This window comes from Patescibacteria group bacterium (genome assembly GCA_041645165.1).
In the GTDB taxonomy this organism is placed as follows: domain Bacteria; phylum Patescibacteriota; class Patescibacteriia; order 2-02-FULL-49-11; family 2-02-FULL-49-11; genus 2-02-FULL-49-11.
Window position 1 is genome coordinate 18,953 of the sequence record JBAZQN010000015.1, and the last position, 21,669, is coordinate 40,621.

22 protein-coding genes are annotated in these 21,669 nt (G+C 49.9%); 6 read left to right on the top strand and 16 right to left on the bottom strand.

Going from position 1 to position 21,669, the window contains the following annotated elements; all coding sequences use genetic code 11:
• The first annotated feature begins 58 nt into the window (after positions 1-58).
• From WC659_05800 to WC659_05810, 3 genes are all read left to right on the top strand, one after another.
• The gene (locus WC659_05800) at positions 59-760 is read left to right on the top strand and encodes a nucleotidyl transferase AbiEii/AbiGii toxin family protein (GenBank protein ID MFA4873412.1); all 702 of its coding nucleotides are present in this window, start codon (positions 59-61) and stop codon (positions 758-760) included.
• The gene (locus WC659_05805; GenBank protein ID MFA4873413.1) at positions 736-1,317 is read left to right on the top strand and encodes a hypothetical protein; all 582 of its coding nucleotides are present in this window, start codon (positions 736-738) and stop codon (positions 1,315-1,317) included. Before WC659_05800 ends, WC659_05805 begins: the two co-directional genes overlap by 25 nt.
• A gap of 163 nt (positions 1,318-1,480) precedes the next feature.
• Positions 1,481-2,308 carry a hypothetical protein gene (locus WC659_05810; GenBank protein ID MFA4873414.1) on the top strand — a complete coding sequence of 276 codons (828 nt, stop codon included), beginning with the start codon at positions 1,481-1,483 and terminating at the stop codon, positions 2,306-2,308.
• On the opposite strand, the gene WC659_05815 is transcribed toward WC659_05810, so the two are convergent.
• The 12 genes from WC659_05815 to WC659_05870 all read right to left on the bottom strand — a co-directional run bounded on the left by WC659_05815 (position 2,259) and on the right by WC659_05870 (position 14,948).
• Positions 2,259-3,050: an NTP transferase domain-containing protein gene (locus WC659_05815; GenBank protein ID MFA4873415.1), complete on the bottom strand. Its 792-nt coding sequence runs from the start codon at positions 3,048-3,050 to the stop codon at positions 2,259-2,261. The genes WC659_05810 and WC659_05815 overlap by 50 nt on opposite strands.
• Before the next feature lie 23 nt (positions 3,051-3,073).
• Positions 3,074-4,219: a putative sugar nucleotidyl transferase gene (locus tag WC659_05820; GenBank protein MFA4873416.1), complete on the bottom strand. Its 1,146-nt coding sequence runs from the start codon at positions 4,217-4,219 to the stop codon at positions 3,074-3,076.
• A 3-nt stretch (positions 4,220-4,222) separates the two neighbouring features.
• Positions 4,223-6,058, bottom strand: coding sequence for a glutamine--fructose-6-phosphate transaminase (isomerizing) (gene glmS / locus WC659_05825; GenBank protein ID MFA4873417.1), 1,836 nt, complete (start codon positions 6,056-6,058; stop codon positions 4,223-4,225).
• Between the two features lie 51 nt (positions 6,059-6,109).
• A complete protein-coding gene (locus WC659_05830) occupies positions 6,110-6,904 on the bottom strand; it encodes a helix-turn-helix domain-containing protein (protein ID MFA4873418.1) in 795 nt (264 codons plus the stop codon).
• A 229-nt stretch (positions 6,905-7,133) separates the two neighbouring features.
• Positions 7,134-7,982 (bottom strand): hypothetical protein, encoded by an 849-nt coding sequence (locus tag WC659_05835; protein MFA4873419.1) that lies wholly within the window; start codon positions 7,980-7,982, stop codon positions 7,134-7,136.
• A 69-nt stretch (positions 7,983-8,051) separates the two neighbouring features.
• Entirely contained in the window at positions 8,052-8,963 is a 912-nt protein-coding gene (locus WC659_05840; GenBank protein ID MFA4873420.1) for a hydroxyacid dehydrogenase, read from the bottom strand.
• A 118-nt stretch (positions 8,964-9,081) separates the two neighbouring features.
• On the bottom strand, positions 9,082-10,221 hold the full coding sequence (locus tag WC659_05845; protein ID MFA4873421.1) for an alanine--glyoxylate aminotransferase family protein: 1,140 nt from the start codon (positions 10,219-10,221) through the stop codon (positions 9,082-9,084).
• A gap of 198 nt (positions 10,222-10,419) precedes the next feature.
• A complete protein-coding gene (locus WC659_05850; GenBank protein ID MFA4873422.1) occupies positions 10,420-11,433 on the bottom strand; it encodes a class I fructose-bisphosphate aldolase in 1,014 nt (337 codons plus the stop codon).
• 188 nt (positions 11,434-11,621) lie between these two features.
• Entirely contained in the window at positions 11,622-12,563 is a 942-nt protein-coding gene (gene glpX / locus WC659_05855) for a class II fructose-bisphosphatase (GenBank protein MFA4873423.1), read from the bottom strand.
• Between the two features lie 181 nt (positions 12,564-12,744).
• Entirely contained in the window at positions 12,745-13,545 is an 801-nt protein-coding gene (locus WC659_05860; GenBank protein ID MFA4873424.1) for a nucleotidyltransferase family protein, read from the bottom strand.
• Between the two features lie 320 nt (positions 13,546-13,865).
• A complete protein-coding gene (locus WC659_05865; protein ID MFA4873425.1) occupies positions 13,866-14,630 on the bottom strand; it encodes a helix-turn-helix domain-containing protein in 765 nt (254 codons plus the stop codon).
• A 27-nt stretch (positions 14,631-14,657) separates the two neighbouring features.
• Positions 14,658-14,948, bottom strand: a complete 291-nt coding sequence (locus WC659_05870; GenBank protein ID MFA4873426.1) for a GIY-YIG nuclease family protein — start codon at positions 14,946-14,948, stop codon at positions 14,658-14,660.
• Between the two features lie 327 nt (positions 14,949-15,275).
• On the opposite strand from WC659_05870, the gene WC659_05875 reads away from it, so the two are divergent.
• The 3 genes from WC659_05875 (at position 15,276) to WC659_05885 (ending at position 17,327) form a co-directional block, all read left to right on the top strand.
• Positions 15,276-16,283, top strand: a complete 1,008-nt coding sequence (locus tag WC659_05875; protein MFA4873427.1) for a cobalamin-dependent protein — start codon at positions 15,276-15,278, stop codon at positions 16,281-16,283.
• Positions 16,284-16,787 carry a hypothetical protein gene (locus WC659_05880; GenBank protein ID MFA4873428.1) on the top strand — a complete coding sequence of 168 codons (504 nt, stop codon included), beginning with the start codon at positions 16,284-16,286 and terminating at the stop codon, positions 16,785-16,787. It begins immediately after the preceding gene.
• A gap of 201 nt (positions 16,788-16,988) precedes the next feature.
• Positions 16,989-17,327: a tRNA-binding protein gene (locus WC659_05885; protein ID MFA4873429.1), complete on the top strand. Its 339-nt coding sequence runs from the start codon at positions 16,989-16,991 to the stop codon at positions 17,325-17,327.
• A 13-nt stretch (positions 17,328-17,340) separates the two neighbouring features.
• Here WC659_05885 and WC659_05890 read toward each other — a convergent pair whose 3' ends face one another.
• From WC659_05890 to WC659_05905, 4 genes are all read right to left on the bottom strand, one after another.
• Positions 17,341-18,045 (bottom strand): phenylalanine--tRNA ligase beta subunit-related protein, encoded by a 705-nt coding sequence (locus tag WC659_05890; GenBank protein ID MFA4873430.1) that lies wholly within the window; start codon positions 18,043-18,045, stop codon positions 17,341-17,343.
• Positions 18,046-18,072: 27 nt separating this feature from the next.
• Positions 18,073-19,596 carry an argininosuccinate lyase gene (argH, locus tag WC659_05895; protein MFA4873431.1) on the bottom strand — a complete coding sequence of 508 codons (1,524 nt, stop codon included), beginning with the start codon at positions 19,594-19,596 and terminating at the stop codon, positions 18,073-18,075.
• Between the two features lie 247 nt (positions 19,597-19,843).
• Complete coding sequence (locus WC659_05900) at positions 19,844-21,076, bottom strand: argininosuccinate synthase (protein MFA4873432.1); 1,233 nt, start codon at positions 21,074-21,076, stop codon at positions 19,844-19,846.
• A 406-nt stretch (positions 21,077-21,482) separates the two neighbouring features.
• On the bottom strand, positions 21,483-21,669 hold a 187-nt coding region (locus WC659_05905; GenBank protein MFA4873433.1), incomplete at its 5' end, for a hypothetical protein.

Sequence of the window (21,669 nt, forward strand, 5' to 3'; positions counted from 1 at the left end):
ACAAAAGATGATACTATGTTCATAGTAAGTTAACATTATTGTTAACCTTCCATGAAGTATGATTGATACCAATTTACTCGCATCCGAATCAAAGCGCATCGACATCAGCCCCGATCGGTTAGTGCGCGAAGCGTGGGAAATCCTCATCCTTGACCAACTCTCGCAAACGCCATGGAGCAAACACCTCATCTTCAAAGGCGGCACAGCCCTGCGCCTTGCCTGGGGTTCGCCTCGTTTTTCGGAAGACTTGGATTTTTCCCTCGCTGCGACAATTAGCTTTACAGATTTCCGTACCTTCTGCAACGATCTGCCGAAAAAATTAGGAAACTCCTTAACCACGCAAGATGTGACCAAAAAACGCTTCACGTTCTTCGCCTTATTCCGTATCAACGATCCGTCTTTGTTCAAGGCCTTTTCCGTAAAACTTGAAATTTCCACAAGGCTGCCTTACTTAAAAAAAGAAGGCTACGCATTGAAAATTTTGAATACCAATTTGCTCCCTCAGCAAGTGCTCTTGCCAGTCGAAACGCTTGCAGCGCTTTGGGATGATAAGCTAGCGACCCTGCGCGACCGCAAGGAACCGCGAGACCTTTTTGATCTCTGGTATCTGTCCCAAATATTGCAGCGACCTCTACCGGCGATCATGATTAACCGAGCTCCCCAAGACGTGAAGCAGGAACTCAATAAGCTCGTTCCCTTACGCTATCGAACTGTCGTCACCGAGCTTCTTTCCTTATGCAAACCTTCATCTCACAATTAAAACAGCTTAATAAGCCTTTCTATACTTTCGCAGACATCGCCAAAGTTACTAATAATCTTCCTCTGCCTTCGCTTAAGGTTGCCTTAACGCGCGCGGTCAAGTCAGGTACGCTCCAGCGACTCCGGCGAGGGCTATATATCATCTCTAGCCGCACTATCAACCCAAAAGGGCTTACAGCCTACCTGTATCTCCCGGCATACGTCTCATTTGAAACTGCGTTAGCCGAATACGGAATCATGAGCCAGATTCCCTATACCATAACCTGCGCTACGACCAAACGGAGCAAACGACTGACTATTGCGGATACAGAGATCGAATACCGACAACTTAAGCCTGATCTCTTTTTCGGATATGAGAAGAGTGGAGATTATTTCATGGCATCACCGGAGAAAGCGCTGCTTGATTCCATTTATCTTGTGAGTATGGGCAAATTATCACTAAATCTCGAGGGTCTGGATCTCACGGGGATAAAAAGACAGAGACTTTCTAGCATGGTAAAGTCATTCTCCCCGCGCGTTAAAAAATTAGTCATGAAGATACTCCCCGCCGCTCCATAAACTAGTACCGTAACAATTTAATTATGCCATATCACTGGCGCGTTTTGAGCAGTATTTACAGGGAGATTTGGCACTATGCATGTTGCGAAACTTAATTGTTACGGTACTAGCGGGTTCAATCCTTCGAATTGAAATTTTTCGAAATTTTCTTTACCATAATCTCATGACTACACAACACTCGATCGGCATCATTGGCGCGGGAACGGTGGCGAAAGCCATGACGGCGGTGTTTCCCGACGCCGTGCTCTGGAGCCCGCATATGTATGCGGAGAATCGCGAGAAAATCGCGGAATGCGACCTGGTCTTCCTCTGCCCGCCCACGCCGCATGTGCCGGGCAAAGGATGCGATACTTCAGCGGTTGAAGAGGCGTTTGCCCTGCTCACAAAACCGACTATCGTTATTATCCGCTCGACGGTTCCTCCGGGTACGACGGAAAAATTACAGAAAAAACATCCCGCACACAAGCTCCTTTTCAACCCGGAATTTCTTTCAGAAGCGACCGCCATTGCCGACACAATAGCTCCTTTTCGCCAAATTATCGGGTACACCAAGGAGAGCTTCCCTATCGCCGGAGAAATCCGCGACCTACTCCCGCTTGCCGCCTTCACGCGCCTTATGCCCGCGACTGAAGCTGAATTGGTAAAATATTGGTCCAATACGTTTTACGCCGCCAAGGTAGTATTCGCGAATCAAATGTATGACCTCTGCCAGAAGCTGAACATTGATTATGAAACGGTCAAAGAATGCGTCAGGGCGGATGCGCGTATCGGCCGTTGGCACCTGGAAATTTTTAATAACCTTTTCTCCGCCGCCCGCAAAGATCACCGAGGTTACGGCGGCAAGTGTCTGCCAAAGGATATAAAAAATCTCATTCACTTTGCGAATAAGAAAGGCGTCCCCCTCAAACTCTTCCAAAAAGTGGATGCGCTCAACGAAAAACTTAAGAACGAAACGCCTCGGTCTTCGCTCCCGCGTCCCGAGAGGCTATAATCTGCGCCGCGAGCGCAAGCGCTTCCTGGGTATTGACCCCTAACCCCTCCCACGGATCATCAATAGGCACGACCGCTACCGCTTCTCCCGCGCGGCGCGCTATCCCCACAAGATCAGTGAGATAAAATTCCTTTTGCGCATTTTCCGCCCTGACCTGCGGGAGATGCGCTTGAAGCCACGACAGCGAGAAACAGTAATATCCGGGATTCACTTCCTTGATTTTTTTTATCGCTTCATCTGCATCCCTATATTCCACAATACGGTCAAGCGTACCGTCCGATTGGCGGATGATGCGGCCGAAGGCCTCAAATGCTTCATACGCCTCCTCAAAGTGGGGAACCATGACAGTCATCATTGTAAGGGGCGCGTGCGCAGCTGCATGGGCTTGTATTAAACGTCTGATAGTAGGAGTAGAAATGAGCGGATGGTCGCCATAAAGCACCACGAGGTGAGATGACCCTTCAACAAGCGCCGGAGGAATTGCGCGAACCGCGTCTGCGGTGCCTTGAGGTTCCAATTGCACGGCATACTCCACTTCATCATGCAGTACGTGCGCAATCGCATCACGGTGCGCCGCGTTCACGACGAGAATAGGCTTGGTACCATTCGCCTCTCGCGCCGATTGCACTACATACCACAGCATGGGCTTGCCATACAGTTGATGGAGGACCTTAGGAATTCCTGAATTCATCCGCTCGCCCTTCCCTGCGGCAAGAATGGCAATACGATCTGAAGGAATCATAAAAATTTGGGTATTAAATGATATTACAGCGTCAAGGGGGCACCACGCAGGACTCCATACGCACCCCTTAGGGGCGCCGTGCGTTCAAATGCGGCGGTATAGGAATCTCGTATATGCGGGGTGAAGGCGACACCGCGCCGTGCCATGGCGCGCTCCCATGCGCGCAGCGCAACCTCTAATGGCACCTCAATAAGACCTTGAGCGGTCGCCGAAGTAAACGAGGGGACAAGCCCGCGCGCTGTCCCGAATACAAACGCACTAACCCCCAACACCGTACCTGTCATGAGCGTCGTATTCACTGACGTTCGAGCGCCCTCACCGATAAAACTGCCGCAAAACTGCATTCCCGTTTCCTCTTTGCCTGCGCCGCGGTCAACCCGCACGCTCCCGTAGGTATGTTTAAGGTCAGACGTCGTGGTTCCCGCTCCCAAATTCACCCAAGGAGCGACCACACTATGCCCTACATAGCCATAATGCTGTTTATTCGTATAGTCACCCATCACTGACCATTCAACCTCGCCGCCAATCCGACAGACATTGCCTATTGCTGACTTTTTAATGCACGCGTGATCGCGGATGATGCAATGTTCACCGATAACCGCCGGCCCTTCGAGGACAATGAAAGATTCAAAGGTCGTGCCTGAGCCGATGACGATCGGGCCGTCATCCGTTCTCGTTACCACGGTGGGCGGCAATTCCACATCCTTGCCGGCAAAGACATGGGGTCTGACCTCTGCCAGATATTGGGCATGATGGGGTGCTGCCAGTAAAAGCGTCTGCGGAAGATATTTAATAATTTCCCACGGCCCGTGCAACAATGTGACCTCAGCCGGCATCGCCATTTTCTCTGATGCGCGAGCCTCAGTAACATAGCCATACGCAAGCTCTTCTCCCGCCATAGAGAGCCGCGCGTCGTCCGCCTGTATGATGCTCCGCAATTCTTCCTCTAATTTCTCCGACGGCAACAGCCGGCCATTCAAAACCAAATAAGGTAATGTGCCCGCACTTTCCTGCCACTGCCCCGATTGCTCTATAAACTCAACATCTGGTAATATTGCCTGCACCCACTTCCTCAAAGTCAATCCACCCATATCGATCTCCCACGGAGATTTGAGGTGGGTAAAAGGAAATAGCGCCGCCGGATTATCATTAAATAACACAATGCGCATATTTTACTCAACAGTTACACTTTTGGCCAAATTGCGCGGCTTATCGACGTCCAAACCCCGTGCCACCGCGAACCCATACGCGAACAGCTGCAGCGGCACTACCGTGAGCAAGGGTGCAAGCGCTTCCAAGGTGCGAGGAACTATTATTGCGTGGTCCACTAACGAGCGGCGCACCGTTTCATCATCGTTGGCGATGGCAATAATTGCGCCGCCGCGTGCGCGCACTTCCTCAATATTTGATATTGTCTTTTCATACACGCTGTCTCTCGGCGCAAGTACGACCGTGGGCGTTGCCGCATCTACCAACGCAATGGGGCCATGCTTCATTTCACCCGCGGCAAACCCTTCCGCATGACAATAGGAAATTTCTTTCAATTTCAGCGCGCCTTCCAAAGCGACGGGATATTGGTACTTGCGCCCCAAATACAGCCAGCGTTCCGCATGCCGGTATTTTTGCGCAAGCGCAATTATTCCTTCTGCCTGCTGCATCACCTTTCCCATCTGTGCAGGCAGCTGCGACAACCCATGCAATAATTCTTCGCTCAAGGCGTGCGAGAGGCGCCGCTGGCGCCCCAGATATACCGCAAGCAGCACCAGTAGCGCAAGCTGTGAAGTAAATGCTTTGGTGGAGGCAACGGCTATCTCCGGTCCCACGTGATTGTACATTCCCGCGTCAGTCTCGCGCGCTATAGAACTGCCTGCCACATTCACCAAACCAAGCGTAAGAAGCCCTCTACGCTTCGCCTCATGGAGCGCCGCGAGCGTATCTGCGGTTTCTCCTGATTGGCTGATGGCAAGCACCGCAGTCTTCCCGCCTGCCGGGAAACGACGATAACGGAATTCCGAAGCAAGCTCCACCTCAACTGGAATGTCGGCATATTCTTCAATAAGATACTCACCCACCATTCCCGCATGCCGCGCTGAACCGCACGCGACTATAATAAGGCGGTCGATATTCCTCACACGGTCTGCAATGGTCTCCAAACCTCCCATCTTCACCAATCCTTCACCGGAAATAATGCGCCCCAACAGCGTGGCATTGAGGGTATCCGGCTGCTCAAGAATCTCTTTGAGCATGAAGTGCGCATGTCCGCCTTTTTCCGCCGAGCCTATATCCCACTCCACCCGCTCCAAGGGGCGCGACACTTCTTGCGCATCAAGCGTCCTGATCGCATATCCTTTGGGGGTAAGTACCACCATCTCGCGGTCTTGGAGATACACCACGTCCCGCGTATGCGCAATGATTGCTGCCACATCCGACGCGACAATCAAAGACCCGTCAGGCACGACCCCGAGCACTAAGGGGCTTCCCAGCCGCGCGGCAATAATTTTTCCCGGTTCCCGAGCGCTTATCAGGGCAAGCCCGTATGCCCCGACCACTTTTTTCAAACCCCGCTCGGTGGCGGTTTCCAAAGGGACACCGGGCTGCAGTTCCTGTTCAATGAGGTGCGCCAGCACTTCCGTGTCAGTATCGGATACGAACGTATGGTCAAGCGCGGTGAGCTCGTCGCGCAGTTCCCTGTAATTCTCGATAATCCCGTTATGCACCAGGTGAAGATCTCCCTGACAGCTATAGTGGGGATGGGCATTGATATCTGTGGGCGCGCCATGAGTCGCCCAACGGATATGCCCTATGCCTATCGTGCCTGCGTGGCTATGGCCCTCCAATGCTCCCTCAAGTGCCGTTAATTTACCCGCGCGTTTTAAGGCAAATATGCCGTCAGGGTCCATGACAGACACACCCGCGGAATCATATCCGCGGTACTCCATGCGCTTTAAGCCTTCCATGATCACGGGAAGCGCGTGCTGTGTGCCGACATAACCGATGATACCGCACATACCTTATGTCGAAAATGTAAAATTTAAAACTCAAAATGCAAAATAATAGTATTACGTCCCGCTTTGCGGGACTCCATAATTTTGACTTTTGACTTTTGGTTTTTGCATTCCCAAATTCTCCCATATCCACTCAAACATAAATCTTTGCGTGGCCGCAATGCTCTCGTTCTCTATAATGACGCCAAAGGGCTCCTGCGCATCGCTCACGGAAATGAGCGCAACTTTTGTGCCGTAGATAATGGTATACGTGGGCGCGCCCGTCGCGTGCGATGACAGCCAACGCCGCTCATCCAAACCTTTCAGCTGCCCGCCCTCGCCGATCGCAATGACGCGGACGCCGATGCCGCGTCGCACCCGCTCTTGAGTAAAGGTAGGGTAGGCGGCATGCAGATAAGGCCGTACCTCCACCGTGGAATAAATAAGGTACTCTTTCTTTTCATACACCGACTCAAGCACATCGGTGAGGATCGTCCTTAAACCCCTGGTTCCTTCGTAATAGCGCACCGTCGGCTTCCCCCCCGCGCGATGATAGAGCGATTTTAATTCAGGCACAATATGGTTCAGCTTTTCCCGCAATGAAGAAATCTCCCGTTCTTTTTCCGCGACCACCTGAGCGAACTTCTCCGGGTCTTCTGCAATAAAATACTGATGTTTTTCACGGTGCTGGTAAGAGACGAGCCCTTGAGCAATAAGGCCCTTGAGGATGTCGTAGGTAGTACCCCTGTTTATTTTGGTCGCAGCGGCAAGGCGCCTGACTGACTGCACTCCGCCCTTGAGCAAGGTAAGATATATTTCAATCTCTTTTTCCGAAAGCCCAAACTCTTTCAAATATACCCTTATATCCATATAAAACACTATATTACAATTGAATAATAAATGTCAAATCTTTTTCTACGTAAAATTACTATATAAACAAAAAAATGGCTAATGAGAGCCATTTTCTTAAATTATATTTGTCAATAATCCTCCAACACTATTTACCCCGTTAGAAAATTCCATCGTGCATAACAAAAATAGTTAAAAAATACTATCCTACAGAAAAATGGGACGGAAACCCTATTTTTTCTAACGGGGTTTACTCATCAAACAGATATATACCTTCGGGATAAAAACGCACTTTCCCCTGCTCATAAAGGTCCTGGATGAGCCGATCTGCTCTTGCCTGTTTCTGCCGGATCGTCATGCGGCGTGATTTGAGCACAGAGAGGGGAAGGTATATACGCAGCGCGCGCTTCAAGATAAGATGCCGGCTGATGCCGCTTGGGAGAAATTGTCCGCGCGCAATCGCATTGAGCACTCCCAGCTTTGTCAGAGAGGGAAACACGATAAGCGTGCGCATATGCCTGTCCAATCCATGAAACGCTTTATGCGTCGCTTCTTCTGTGCGATGAATCATCGATTTGCCTTCATAACAGTGCACGAGGATATTCAGCATTTCGAGCGCCGCCTTCGACGATTTTTGCAGCGGCAAGGCGAATGTCTTTCCCTTCCGATCGCAAAAATACGCTAATATTTTCCGCTGCTTGAGCATGCGTCTTGCTTTTTTGTCACTCATGGGGTCTAAAGAGACCGCACTTCCATTACGCAAAGACTGCAGGAGACGCTCGACGGGAAGACGCACCACATGATTCCATGATTTGAGTTGTATCGAGGGATCAAAATAATCAACAACCTGCACCAGCATATGAGGGATCCCCAGCGCTTTCATGGATGTGGTGCGGTTGGCGCCGTCAAGCACCATGAATCGCCCGTCAATCAGCTGCGTGACGATGGGAGGGTCTTTCCATTTTCCCGAGGTGATAATTTTTTTCTTTAATGCGGTCGTGCGATTCGTATCAAAATATTCATGAAGGATGACTTGTTTCGTCGGCACCACTTTCAAGTGCGGCATTTGGATGATACGGAATTTTTGTAATCTGGTCATAGTAAAATCACTATATCGTTTACGTTTTTCAAATCACGAAATTTCGAAAGGTAATTTTATTTCGTGTTATTATTTTGCTGACGACCATTCTATAAGCTGCTCGGCAATCATGATCCCCGCCCTCTCCTGCGCTTCGTGCGTCAGCGCCGCGATATGCGGCGTCGCCACGACTCGAGAGTGCGCGATAAGCGCTTGGCTCGGCGCCGGTTCATTCTCAAACACGTCCAATCCTGCGCCTCTGACCTTACCCGATTGAAGCGCATGGAGCAATGCTTCCTCGTCCACGATGCCACCGCGCGCAGTATTGATGATGAATACTCCTTCCTTCATGTGTTCAAGCTCCCTTGTGCTTATCAGATGCGCGGTTTCTTCGCTCTTCGGCAAATGGATCGTGATAATATCCGCGCGCCGTAATACCTCTTCAAGAGCCACGGTAAACTGAATCTGCGGATCCGTGCGTGACGTGCGCGTCCACGCCAACACTTCCATCCCCAATGCGTGCGCGATTTGAGCCACGCTTTTCCCCACACGGCCATATCCCAATACCCCCAACGTTTTCCCTTCCAATTCAGTGCCTTTGAATAATTTCTTCTCCCATTTGCCCGCCTTCATGCTACTATCCGCCTGCGGGATCGTGCGCGCCACGGCAAACATGAGGCCAATGGCGTGCTCTGCCACTGAACGGCTATTGGAACCAGGCGCATTGATGACCTTTATCCCTCTCTGTTCAGCCGCTACGGTGTCAATCGTATCTACCCCCACGCCTGCGCGCGCGATAACCTTTAACTTTTTACCCGCGTCTATCATTTCCTTCGTCACCTTCGTCCTGCTCCGCACTACTAATACTTCCACATCGGGAATCAACTTCACAATCTCCTCCGGTGTCGGCTCCCCCGGCGCAGACACTTCAAATCCGGCAGCCTCAAGCATCTGCTGAGCCTCTTTATCAATCGGGTCGGCGATCAGGATAGAATGATGCATAATTTTCAATTCTCAATTTTGCAATTTTCAATCAATGCTGCAATACATCAATTTTCAAACACTGAGAAATTGGGAATTATTTGAAAATTGAACATTGGAAATTGAAAATTCGTTACTATTATTTCTTTGAGCTCGAATTTATTACTTTATCCATAACCCGCAATAACTCCCCTACATCTTCCACCTTCCAATCTCCCATATGTCCAATTCTGAATCCTTTTCCTTTGAGTTTTCCGTAACCGTCAGCAAGGGCGTAGCCTTTTTCTTTTACCTTTTTCCTGAATTCGTCGCTGTTGAACCCTTCCGGCACGGAAATGGAAGTCACGGTGGGGCTGCGAAAACCCTCTTCTGCGGTAAAAGGCAAATGATGGCGCGCCACCCACTCCTGTGCCAGCATCGCCATGTCCTGATGCCGTACCGCCCGCCCTTCCATCCCTTCCGCAAGCATCCTGTCTAACTGCGCATCAACGCCGAAGAGTAAAGAAATAGCGGGCGTCGCGGGGGTCATATTTTTATCCGCGTACTTTTTCATTTCTATAAAATCAAAATAATATCCCTTATCCGTCATTTCTTGAGAACGTACCATAGCACGCGGACTTACTACCGCAAAGGCGAGGCCGGGGGGCAGGGCAAGACACTTCTGCGTACCAAATATAAGCACATCAATACCCCACTCATCAGGTTTAATTATGGAGCCGCCAAATGAGCTCACTGCATCCACAAAAATTAATGCATCAGGCTGGACGCGTCTCACCGTCTCACACAAATCATTGAGCGGATTCATCACGCCGGATGAGGTCTCATTATGGGTAATCGCTACCGCATCAAACCTATAACCATCATCCCGCGGCAATTGTAGCGTGGCAGCTTGTCTGCCACCTATCGAGTCGGAGGCAAGCTCCGACGCTACCAACTCTGGCCGTACCGCCTTCCCGAAAGGCACATCAACCGTCTCCACTACCTTGCCGCACGCGCGGCTGATATCCACCCAGCGTTCAGAAAACGCGCCGCATACCGTGTGCAGGATTTTCCCCCTCACACAATTCCTCACTGCCGCCTCCATGACGCCAGTCGCAGAAGAGGTGAATATGAAAATCTCATGCGTCGTCCCGATGAACCGGCGCAATTTTTTTACCACGGATTCATGGAGCGCCTGGTAATCTTTGCTCCGGTGCCCGATCATTGGATGGCTCATTGCCTGAAACATCTCATCACTCACTTCCGTGGGGCCGGCTAAGAATAGCTTGGTGTGTATCATATAAGCGAACCAACACGAATTTTTAGGAAAACCTACACGATATCGTCTCTCTCTCTTAGTGAGGGTTGATCGTTTAAGAAAACCCTCCGCAGCTCGCTCGAGCATGGTCCCCGCGAAGCGGGGTTGAGCGAGCGAGGCGGAGCGCGTCCCGCCGCTGGGCGGGACGACGCGTGTTTTCGTAATGAGCAACCCAAATAACTACTCTTCCATCTCCTTAAAATACTTCCCCAATGTCGCCAAACTGTTCATTCGCGCGCGATGCAGGAATTTTTGCTGTGCCGCGGCGACGTTTTCTTCCTTGCCGCCCCAGCATTTAAGCACGCTGTCCTGGAGCGCGCGGCCATAGGAGAACGAAAGCTTCCATAGGAACGGCCCCATTTTGTTAATTGCATTCAGGTTTTCCGTCGCTTCCACTTCGCTCTGGCCGCCGGAAAGAAACGCCTGTCCCGGAAGATCATCAGGTAAAGTTTGTTTAAACAAACGAACGGTCGCGGTGGCAACTTCATCAAATGACGCTTTCTGCCCTGACGCTTTGCCGGGAACGATCATATTGGTCTTGAGAATCATGCCTGATATAGCAACTCCTGCGGTATTCAATTCTTCAAATACTGCTCTCAACGCCTTTTCTGACACTTCCTCGCAACGCTCCTGTGAATGTGCGCCATCCATGAGCACCTCTGGCTCAACCATCGGCACGAGCCCTGCGCGCTGACACTCAATCGCATAAGCGGCCAAATCTTTTGCGTTCTGCCTTATATTGGCATCAGTGGGCAACTCATCACCAATGGTAATCACCGCGCGCCATTTCGCAAACTTTGCCCCCAGACGCACATACTCTTGCAGACGGTCAGCAAGACCCTCAAGACCCGCGGTAGTAACTTTTTCATTCGGTGACCCTTCCATTTCTTTAGTTCCCATATCAACTTTAATGCCAGGAATCACGCCTGCCTGCTGCAAAACTTTCACAAACGGCACGCCGCCGCGAGTTTTTTGCCTGATCGTTTCGTCAAATAAAATCACGCCAGAAATGTACTCTCCAATTCCCGGGGAGGTAAACAGCATTTCACGGTACGCGCGGCGGTTCTCTTCGGTCGACGGCACATTAATTTTTATTAACCTTTTCTCAATAGTGCCAAGGCTCTCGTCGGCTGCCAAAATTCCTTTCCCCGGCGCGACCATTGCTTTCGCTACTATATTGAATTCTTGATCCATAAAATATTATCTAAACCTGATAACATTAAGCGCCTAGACTAAACAATTATTGTTTATTGTTCTCTAGTGCCGTAACAATTTAATTATGCCATATCACTGGCGCGTTTTGAGCAATATTTACTTGGAGATTTCGCACTATGCATGTTGCGAAACTTAATTGTTACGGTACTAGTCTTTGTTGCAGTGCATTAATCAATCCGATGATGGGTCTCCAGATATCTTATGGTGCGCGACATGACCCGCATAACCACTGAATGAGTAGTGATATATTCGCTCCCAAACCGCACGCCTTTGAGAAGCGGCCCATCAATGACGCCGGTCGCGGTAAAAGTGAGGTCTTCACCCTTTGCCATATCTTCGATGCCAAGAACCTTTGTATGATCGGTAATGCCGCACGAACGTATAAGCGCAATATCACGCTCGCTCTTCAGCACAAATTGGCAGAGTATGTCGCCGCCCAGGCACTTCAGCGCCACCGCCGCGAGCACGCTCTCCGCGCTCCCCCCAATGCCCATCAGCATATCAATCGGCGAATCAGGTAAACAGGTGGCAATCGCGCCAGCCACATCCCCGTCCGTAATGAGCGTCACGCGCGCACCAGTATTTCTAATCTCTTTGATCATTTCAATATGCCGCGGCCGATCAAGGATTACCACTGTCACTTCTTCTACTGTTTTGTGGAGACACTCGGCAACCGCGCGTATATTCTCACTGATCGGCACATTGAGTTTTACCGCGCCCTTTGCCTGCGGCCCTACCGCAATTTTCTCCATATACACATCCGGCGCCTTAAGGAGCGATCCCTTAGGGCCGGTGGCTATCACCGAAATCGCATTCGTGCGGCCATGTGCCACGCTGTCGGTTGCTTCCAAGGGATCAACTGCCAAGTCCATTGCCGGCCCGGTGCCGTTTCCCAAACGTTCGCCCACATAGAGCTCGGGCGCTTCGTCCTTGGCCCCCTCGCCGATCACCACTTCGGCGTTAAACTCAATCGAACGGAAACGCTCGCGCATTGCGTCAACCGCCGCCTTATCGGCAGCCTTTGGGTCGCCTTTCCCCACCCAATGCGCTGCCTCAATGGCTGCCGCTTCGGTGACACGCACGAATTCTAACGCTAAATTTCTATCCATAGGCATAAAATATCACTATTTAAAATAATTATTTACAATTAAATCTCCATGCGAGGGAATGGCTGCAATAAAAGTGTCTCGGAGACTGCACGGGCACGGTTCCCGCGAAGCGGGAGAGCAAAGCCGAGAAACGAGCGGTCATCCCGCCGCTGGGCGGGATGAACCGCGCCTTTTTCTCCGGCTATTCCGAACACCCAACATCCCTCCACTCACCCTCAAACGGATATCCATAAAGACGGCCTTCCTGTGCCAGACGCGGGAACAGCGCATACTCCAACTGTCCTGACCCTGAAGGAATCAATTGTGCGGCCTCCGGCTCCAATACGTAAATTCCCGCGTTCACCAAGTGTGAGAGGCTCCCGTGGTGCGGTTTAGGCTTCTCGGTAAAATCAATGATGCGCGAGCCCTGCATGGTCGCGACGCCCCACATCGCAGGCTGTTCCACGCTGGTTAAGGCAACCGTTGCCCATGCACGATGCGCGCGGTGGAATGACAGAAGCTCATTGTAATCAATCTCCGCAAATACGTCACCATATTGCACGATGCAGGTTTGCGTACCCACGACGGCGGCTGCGGCGCGTACCGCTGGCGCGGTGCCCGCAGAGGAAGGAGGCTGATCAATATAGCGCAGGCTTACTGCAAACTGCGCACCGTCGCCAAATTGTTTTTTTATAATCCCGCCGCCTTTGCTTGTCACGATAATCACTTCATTCAAGCCCTGACGCTGCAGCTGCCGCAAGGTATGGATAAACACCGATTCTCCTCTCACTTCAAGGAGCGCCTTCGGCATGCCTCCGTTGCCATTCTGCACACCTTTACCCCCCGCAAGAATAACAAAAGGCACGTGTAACGCGCCTAAAGCTTTCTCCAGAAGCAGTTCAATGGCGTGCGAACGATTCCTTACCCGCGCGCCATCAATCGTACGGTCTATTTGCTGCTGTAAATGAGGTTTCAGCGTGATCGTGAGTCGTGTTCTGTCCATGGTATATAAAAGCGTAGTAACTGCGTCTGAATGCGATAAAAGTATACACTTTCATACAATTTCATACAATATCATACCCGCCTAAGTTTTGCAGAGACCAACTATATACAGGGAATCACTACAAAAAGGTGGTTTTTTGAGTGATGAGAACGGAATGTGCAAAATTTAGGCGGGCATACTTATCCACATAATCATTCCCTTCACATTCATAAAGGAAACCGCCCCCATCCCCTCCTTACGAAGGAGGGGACGTGAGGGGAGGTCTCGTATGGATATAAAGATACGTAATTTTTTAGCCATGGCTAAAATTTAAGTATGCATTATTTATTTAATGAACCTTCCTTCGCTCCTTTCACTAATTCTCTCGCTCCTATCCATGATAAATGATACGCTTGGCGCATACAATCAGCAATTGCCTTGCTCTCAATGATTACTGATAGGTGATCAGTATAGGATAGGAATGCAACTTTATTCTTATAAATATTTACTTCTACTCCCGGCCAAAATACGTCACGAGGCACAATCAAAGTTTCCGACAATTCTGACTGGTCATAATTTTTATGTTTGATGTCCCACCGCGAACCGCTTCCCGCGATGCGTTTCGCTTTGATATTCAACTTCATTCGTTTCGCAATATAGGTAGGATCCACATTCTTTGCATCAAAATATGCATCGGTATTCCATTCTAATATCTCCTCAGGTTTTTCACGAAGCGTATCGTCATATACGTTCTGTATTGCCTGCTTGCCTTCATAAAATGTGATTTTCGGTTTCACTTCACTCGCATTGAACGTAGCTTCCAGTTCGGGAAGCCTTTTTTGTATCTCCCCCCGCAACTCTTCCACCATGCCAAGAAGCTTCTGTGGTGGCTCTGCCTTTATGCGCGTTTTCTTGCCAACTTTCACTTTCCCGACCACGCCTTGATCGACTAAAGACTTCAACACTGAATACGTGGTAGTCCGCTGCAACCCTGCCTTCATAGCAATACCCTGCGGCGCTGCCACGCCCATTTCCAATGCAGCTAAATACACTTTCGCCTCGTTTTGAGAGAAACCTACTTTTTGGAGCAATTGTTCATGAGTCATACTACACAAATGTCATTCTGACGAAAGTCAGAATCCAGAAAAATCTAAGGATAAATCTCTCCAACTAGGATTGTCTTTCTCAATAAGTGCCAATTTCCAACTCCTTTTCCAATTCTTCAATTGCTTCTCACGAGCAATGGCGCTTGTTGGATCGGGAAATTCCTCAAAATATACCAACGCATGTACCTTATACTTTTTTGTAAAACCATCGATGAGACCTAACTTATGTTCATCAATCCTTCTCACAAGGTCATTGGTGACACCGATATAGAGCGTACCGTTTTTACTGCTCGCGAGTAGGTAAACATAAGAACACATATCAGGCCCTATCCGTCATCCTGAACTAGATTCAGGATCCAGAATACAACGATTTATCAATTTTTCTGGATTCCGTGTCAAGCACGGAATGACTTTAAACTCTCACGAAACGGTCATTCTGACAAAAGTCAGAATCCAGAAATCCAATAATGACGAAAGCTCTTTAGTCATTTTAGCATACTTTCTTGGCTTATTCAAGAATAAAATCATATATATTATCAACATCTTCGTCAAAATGACGAATTTCTTATACATTTTACTACTTTCATGGCATACTTCCCTGTTCTAAAAAACCGTTCGTTGAAAAATTAAAGGAAGGAGCTAACAATGAAGATACAAACAATCCGGGAAGGCGTAGTGTTCCAAAACGACAAAAAAAGGATCACGATTCTTCTTCTCGTACCGTTTTATAGTTTTTACCCACGCTATGAGACCCGCAGAGCGGGTTGTCCGATTGGGCTCGAGCTTATAGCAAGCGAGCTCGTTGCTAAAGGCCTCAATGTGATTTTCGTAGACGCATGCATGGCGGCGTACGATCAATACACACCGCAAATCGACGAAACAATCCGCTACGGGTTAACCGACGAGCAGTTAGAAGAAATTCTTGCTCGCTACAACCCAGCGGTTATTGGTATCACCAGCCTTTTCTCTAATCAGGCTCCGAGCGTTGAAGCAGTTGCAAGACTTGTGAGGAGAATCTACCCGAATGCGATCATCGTTGAAGGTGGTTCTCATGCTTCCGGCGATGTCAACGAAGTTTTAAGAAGTTCTGACGTTGATATGGTAGTAAATAAAGAAGGGCTCATCACATTCCCCGAGCTCTGCCAGTCAATCGAAGAAGGCGTTTCTTCACGCCATTCTACTTCCGTCCTTGGAGTGAGCTATAAAAACGAGGCCGATCTAATTATCCATAATCCAGATCGACCATTTATTCCACTCTTTGATGTGTTGGCTCCACGCCGTCTTGAAATTCCACTTCATCCGATGTATGACACGCCCGAGCATACAGGCGGATCTCGTCGCTTGAAGACTGGCCGTCATGCATACATCATCTCAAGCGAAGGATGTTCTCTGAAATGTGAATTCTGCTTCATTTGGAAGCAGGCAGGAACCATTCGCTACTACACTCTCGCTCGATTAGAGCAGGAAGTCGCGCAGTTGAAAGCCGCTGGAGTCAACGAGGTTGTCGTCGAAGACGATATGTTCTTTGCTGATATTCCGCGAGCTATGGCTGTTGGCGACATCCTGAAGAAGTATGACATGGCCTGGTTTGAAGAAGGCGGGCTTTCGATGTTCAAGTTCATGAAACCTGGTCGCAATCTTACGCATGAATAAATGTTGGACAAGCTCGCCGAATCGGGTTGTTACCGTTTTTATCTCGCAATTGAATCCGCAAACCCCACGTCGCTCGTCATGAGTCACAAACCTCACATAAACACAGAAGTGAATTTGGCCGAAGAGATTGTCCGCTATACCGCTCAAAAAAGTATCGAAGGTGTCGGAGGATTTATGCTCGGATTCAAGGGTAACAATGGCGGTCATGAGGAAACCTTTGAAGACATGCGACGAACGGTTGACTATGCAAAGCGGCTGAAGCAAGCCGGATTAGCATACGTCATGATGTTCATCTATACAGCCATTCCCGGTACCAATGCGTATCGGTACCTGAAGTCTGTATTCCCACACCTCGACCTCCGAACGAGCCATGAACGTGCCGCTTTCCCAGTTGGCGGATTGACACCGCAGGAATTAACCGACCTCCGAGTTCAATGGATGGATGAGGTTAACGGCAATGCCAGCATGAAAATTGCCAATAATACGAAAAATTGGGGACTTTGAAAGGGGAAGTGGTGCAAACTACTTCCCCTTGATATTATACTGACAACAAGACTCATAAACTGCCTCTTGTCATTCCCATGAAAATGGGAATCCAGACAGAACAAACATAAAATCGAATTTATTATTTTTTGTCTGGATCCCAGATCTCGGTCTGGGATGACACGAAATACGCAACTTCTGTAACAACATAAATTTTTTTATATGGCTACCGCTACTATTGAAGATTTTCAAAAACTCGATATCCGTGTAGGAAAAATTGTGAAAGCGGAAGATTTTCCGGAAGCGCGAAAGCCGGCGTATAAACTCGCCATCGATTTTGGTCCGGAAATTGGGATCAAAAAATCAAGCGTACAAATAGTCGTGAATTACAAAAAAGAAGAGCTTGTAGGGAAGCTCATCTTAAGCGTCGTAAATTTTCCTCCCCGCCAAATCGGCCCCTTTGTTTCAGAAGTGCTCACCCTCGGCGTGCCTGATACGCGGGGTGAGGTGATTCTCATCGAGCCTGATAATGATGTCCCCTTAGGCGGCAGACTGTACTGATGTAACCTCAACCTTACCAACTCGCGGTTGGATTATTGATATCGAGTATAAAAGTTTTTGTGTCGCCGCCGCAGTGGCGTTGAAGGCAATTCTTTAATTCATCTACGGCTCCTTCAATTTCGCTTCTTAAAACCGGCAGTAACCCTTCAATGGCCAGCACTGCATTTTTAGTTTCTTCGGTAAGTTTAGTGCGGTCGGCCTCGCGCCAGTTAAAACGGCGGCAAATGGCACCCACATCGTCACGATATATAATTTCCCCCTCATGCGGCGCACGCGGCTCATTATCCCCGAGTAATAATACCGGCGGTTCATGCGACTCCGCCCGCGTGAGCCTGATATCGCCCTGTACGGCATCCACATCCTCACCGCCCACGGGGAGCATGTATTTGAGGGATAAATAGTTATAACAATCCACGAGCGTATTGATGTGGCGGAGCTCTTTCCCTGTCAATGCCCGACGATAAAGATTCTCGACAGACGATACATGATCCTTAGGTTTGGCGCCAAATGCGCGGTATGCATTCTGCCATGCCACGATCTTAGGATGTACAGCGAGAGTCGCGAGGCTTATCTGGTGCACTATTCCCTGTTCTGCTTCTTTTATGAGTTGCATCACCTCAACTTTTTCACCAGTATTATCAACACCACATACAATCACCACGCCTATGGCAAGATCAGGGAATAATTCAAAAACCCTTTGATCAATAATAAATTTCATAGTCCATAAAAAACATAAATGTTCTTTTTACTCACGGATTAAGTCTTGCACTTCTTGTTGTAAGCGATCGTCTGCTTCACTAAGTGTATACTCATGCCGTGACATATCCTCTTGCATGCGGCTGGTCTTCTCCCGAATATCACCAATCATCCGCTCCACTTCCTGCGGCGCAGGGCCGCCTTCGCTAACATGATTCGACACAGATGCGCGCGCGGTGGCAACAGCCATAATATCTTCTGTAGTCACTTCAATTGGTTTACCGATGAGTTCTTGCGCGACGATGCGCACCATTGACGGCGTCAATTCATGGAATCCTTCCTTCAGTATGCCTTTCTTAATGATTGCCTTTACCACCTGATACGCCTCGCGAAAGTTTACTCCTCCTTTTATTGCGAGCTGCACTGATAAGTCGGGCGCGGTGGCAAAATTAATATTGGCGACCTCCTCCATTCTCTGCGGGTTATAACGGAGCGTCGCCATAATGCCGCGATATACGGGAAGTGCTTCATCAATCAATCGAAAACCTTCGAAGATCAGCGGTTTTGTCTGCTGGGAATCGCGATTGAATCCGGAAGGAAGCGAATCCATAATGTGGATCAGCGCCTGCTCGAGCGCATACACCCGCGCGCAATTCGCGCGCAATACCTCTGCCGCGTCAGGATTCTTTAAATTCGGCTGTGCGGTGCCGCCGGTGGTATATGCATCGTCAATCGTGAACAGCCCGAACTCGTGGGTGGAAAACAGAATTACTTCAGTCATGCTGCGCCGCATATGCATTGCGAGCTGAGAGAGGCGCGCAAGAGAGCGCGCTTCCAGCTCACCCCTGACGTTCGCGGTATAGAGGCTATGCCCTGTCGTGCCTTCAAATCCAAGCAGCCGCGCGGTAAGGGAGCGGTCAATGGGCAGATGCGTGCCTGCCATTTCAAAAATGCCCAAAGGGCAGCGGTTCACGAACGGATAGAGCGCGCACAGATCATCGGCATCGTCTAATAAATGATACGCTTTTGAGGTGAGCCAGTGCCCTACGGTAATGGGCTGGGAAATCCTCAAATGCGTGTAGCCGGGCATAATGGTGCGACTGTGCTCCGCCGCGACTTCCGAAAGGGCGCTTATGGTCTCGACAATCTGCCGCAGGATCATGAGGATCTGGCGCCGCATATAACGGCGCATGTCCGTATACACCTGATCATTGCGCGCAATGCCAAGCCGCAGATACCCTCCCACGCTCATCCCTAGCTGTACGATGAGATATTGTTCGACATTCGAGTGCACGTCTTCCAACGCCGGATCAAGGATAAATTCATTTTTCTCCGCGCGTGCTCTTAGTCCCTCCAGGCTCACAAGCAAGGCGCGGGCGATCTCGCGGGTGATTAATGATGTCTTTACCAGCATCACGAGGTGCGCTTCATTGGTCGCAATCTCGTCCATAATAAGGTGCTGGTCGTAGAGAATGTCTTCTCCGGCCGCATAGCCCACTGCCTTAGACCCGGTCTGCGTGTCGCCTTGTTCCCGCCAGAGCGGGTGAGTGGAAGGTGATGAGTGTATATCCATAGAGTTATTCATTTCTCATATTCACGCCCGCGTGTTGCCGCATTTCGCCGTGAGCCCGCCTGCCAACGCCTGTTGAGGTGAACGGTAAATACTTCGTTGTAAGAATATTCTCTAACCTACAGATCGTTCCTAAAGCTAAGGCTATGGCGGGCAGGGACTGTTTGAGTCCCGCGGAGCGGGACGAGTTCCGCAACAAGAAATGCGGCAACCGCGGCGGGAAGTGTTATATGCTTAAATACACCTTTCATTATTCTTTATATGCGTGCAGGCCGGCAAACGCGTATTCCTCAAACCCATAGGGGAGCGTATCCATCTTGTCGCGCGGCACGATATCTTTCGGGTCGTACCCCACCAGTGAATAAGGGGATTCCCTGGTAACGACCGTTGCCACGCCGGGCACCAAGCGGAGGGTGACTGACCCCGTCACGTAATTATTCATTTCCTCAATGAATTTTTCAAGCGCCTTCGCCAAAGGGCTATGGAACGAACAGTTATACGCGAGTGTCGCCCACTTCGGGTCAACCAGGTGATGTTTGAACATGAGGCTTTCTTTGGGGAGTGTCACGCGCTCCAGGTCCTTATGTGCCATCAGGAGCAATTCCGCCCCAGGGCACTCATAGACCCAGCGGAATTTATTGCCGTATAACCCGTTCTCAATCATGTCCACGCGGCCAATGCCGTAATTTCCTCCCAGCTCGTTTAAATGACGCATAATGTCCACGAGTTTCATCGGCGCGCCGTTCACGGCCACGGGAATGCCCCGCTCGAAATGGATGGATACCAGCGCGGGAGTGCGCGGTGCGCGCTCCAGAGGCACGGTCCACCGGAACGCGTGTTCCGGCACTGACGACTCAATCTTATCAATGCTCCCGTAATTAATGGCATTCGAGAGCAGATTATCGTCATAGCTGAATGGTTCGCGCTGGCTCACGGGAACCGGGATGCCGTGCGCATACGCAAAATCCACCTCCTCCTGCCGCGTCGGCCACCAGTCATTGATGGGCATCACGAGTTTTATGGATTTGGGGAGTTTGAAATAAAACGTCATATTGAGGCGAAAGGCGTCCGCGCCTCTTCCTTTGCAGCCGTGCGCGACCGCATCCACCTGCTCTTTGAGTGCCGCTTCCACGGCCTTCTCCGCCATTAACGGCCGCGCCACCGACGTGCCAAGGGGGTAAAAATCATCATAGAGCGCATTTGCCTTGATCACGGGTACCACGCAGCGCGCGGCATACTCTTCCTTCGCATCCACGGTCAGGTGCCGCGCGGCGCCAAGCTGCATCGCTTTTTCCCCCATTGCCTGCACATCAAGCACCCGCTGTCCCACATCCACCGTACAAGTGATGACACGGTAGCCATAATAGTGCTGCAGAATATAGACGCAGCACGAAGTGTCCACGCCGCCGGAATACATCAGCAGGCAGGATTTATTGTGCTGTTTATTCTGTTCGTAATCAGGCGAAAGCTGCGGTTCTCGCATACGATATTCCTTTCTGACCATCTCCCCCCTGCCGATGATCAATATAATAAAAAACCACTCGTTATTCCCAAGCATTCACAAAGAATCCTTGAGAAGGACGAGAGGTCTCGTGGTACCACCTTCATTTATCTGCCGCTGCGAAGCAGCGGCACGCTGATATACGCACATAATTACGCGGATTTGCGCGGAAAGTGTCTGCGTTGCATGCGAACCGCTGTCAAACGGCTGATCTCATTTTGACCCATCTTACGCGGGGTGTACGTCACGACTACTTTCCGCCTCATCGGCGGATTTCTTCGTCGGGAGTCTGGCGGGCGCGTTTCAAGAGAGCGATCTTCACCGGCTTTCAGCTGTCCGGCTTGCTTACAAAAGATCTGCTATTCTTACTCTTCCCGCTTCAACGACATTATTTTGTAAAAAAACTCTCACTATCCATGATACTATGCAGGCGCACGATGTCAACATTTAGTCTTGTACAATACATAATGAGCCCCAAATGAAAACCGATTCCACCGCATAACGAGCCCCAAACCCTGTGGATAGCTCTGGCGGCAGGCAAGGTCTTCAAACCAAAAGTGCGAGTCACCATACTG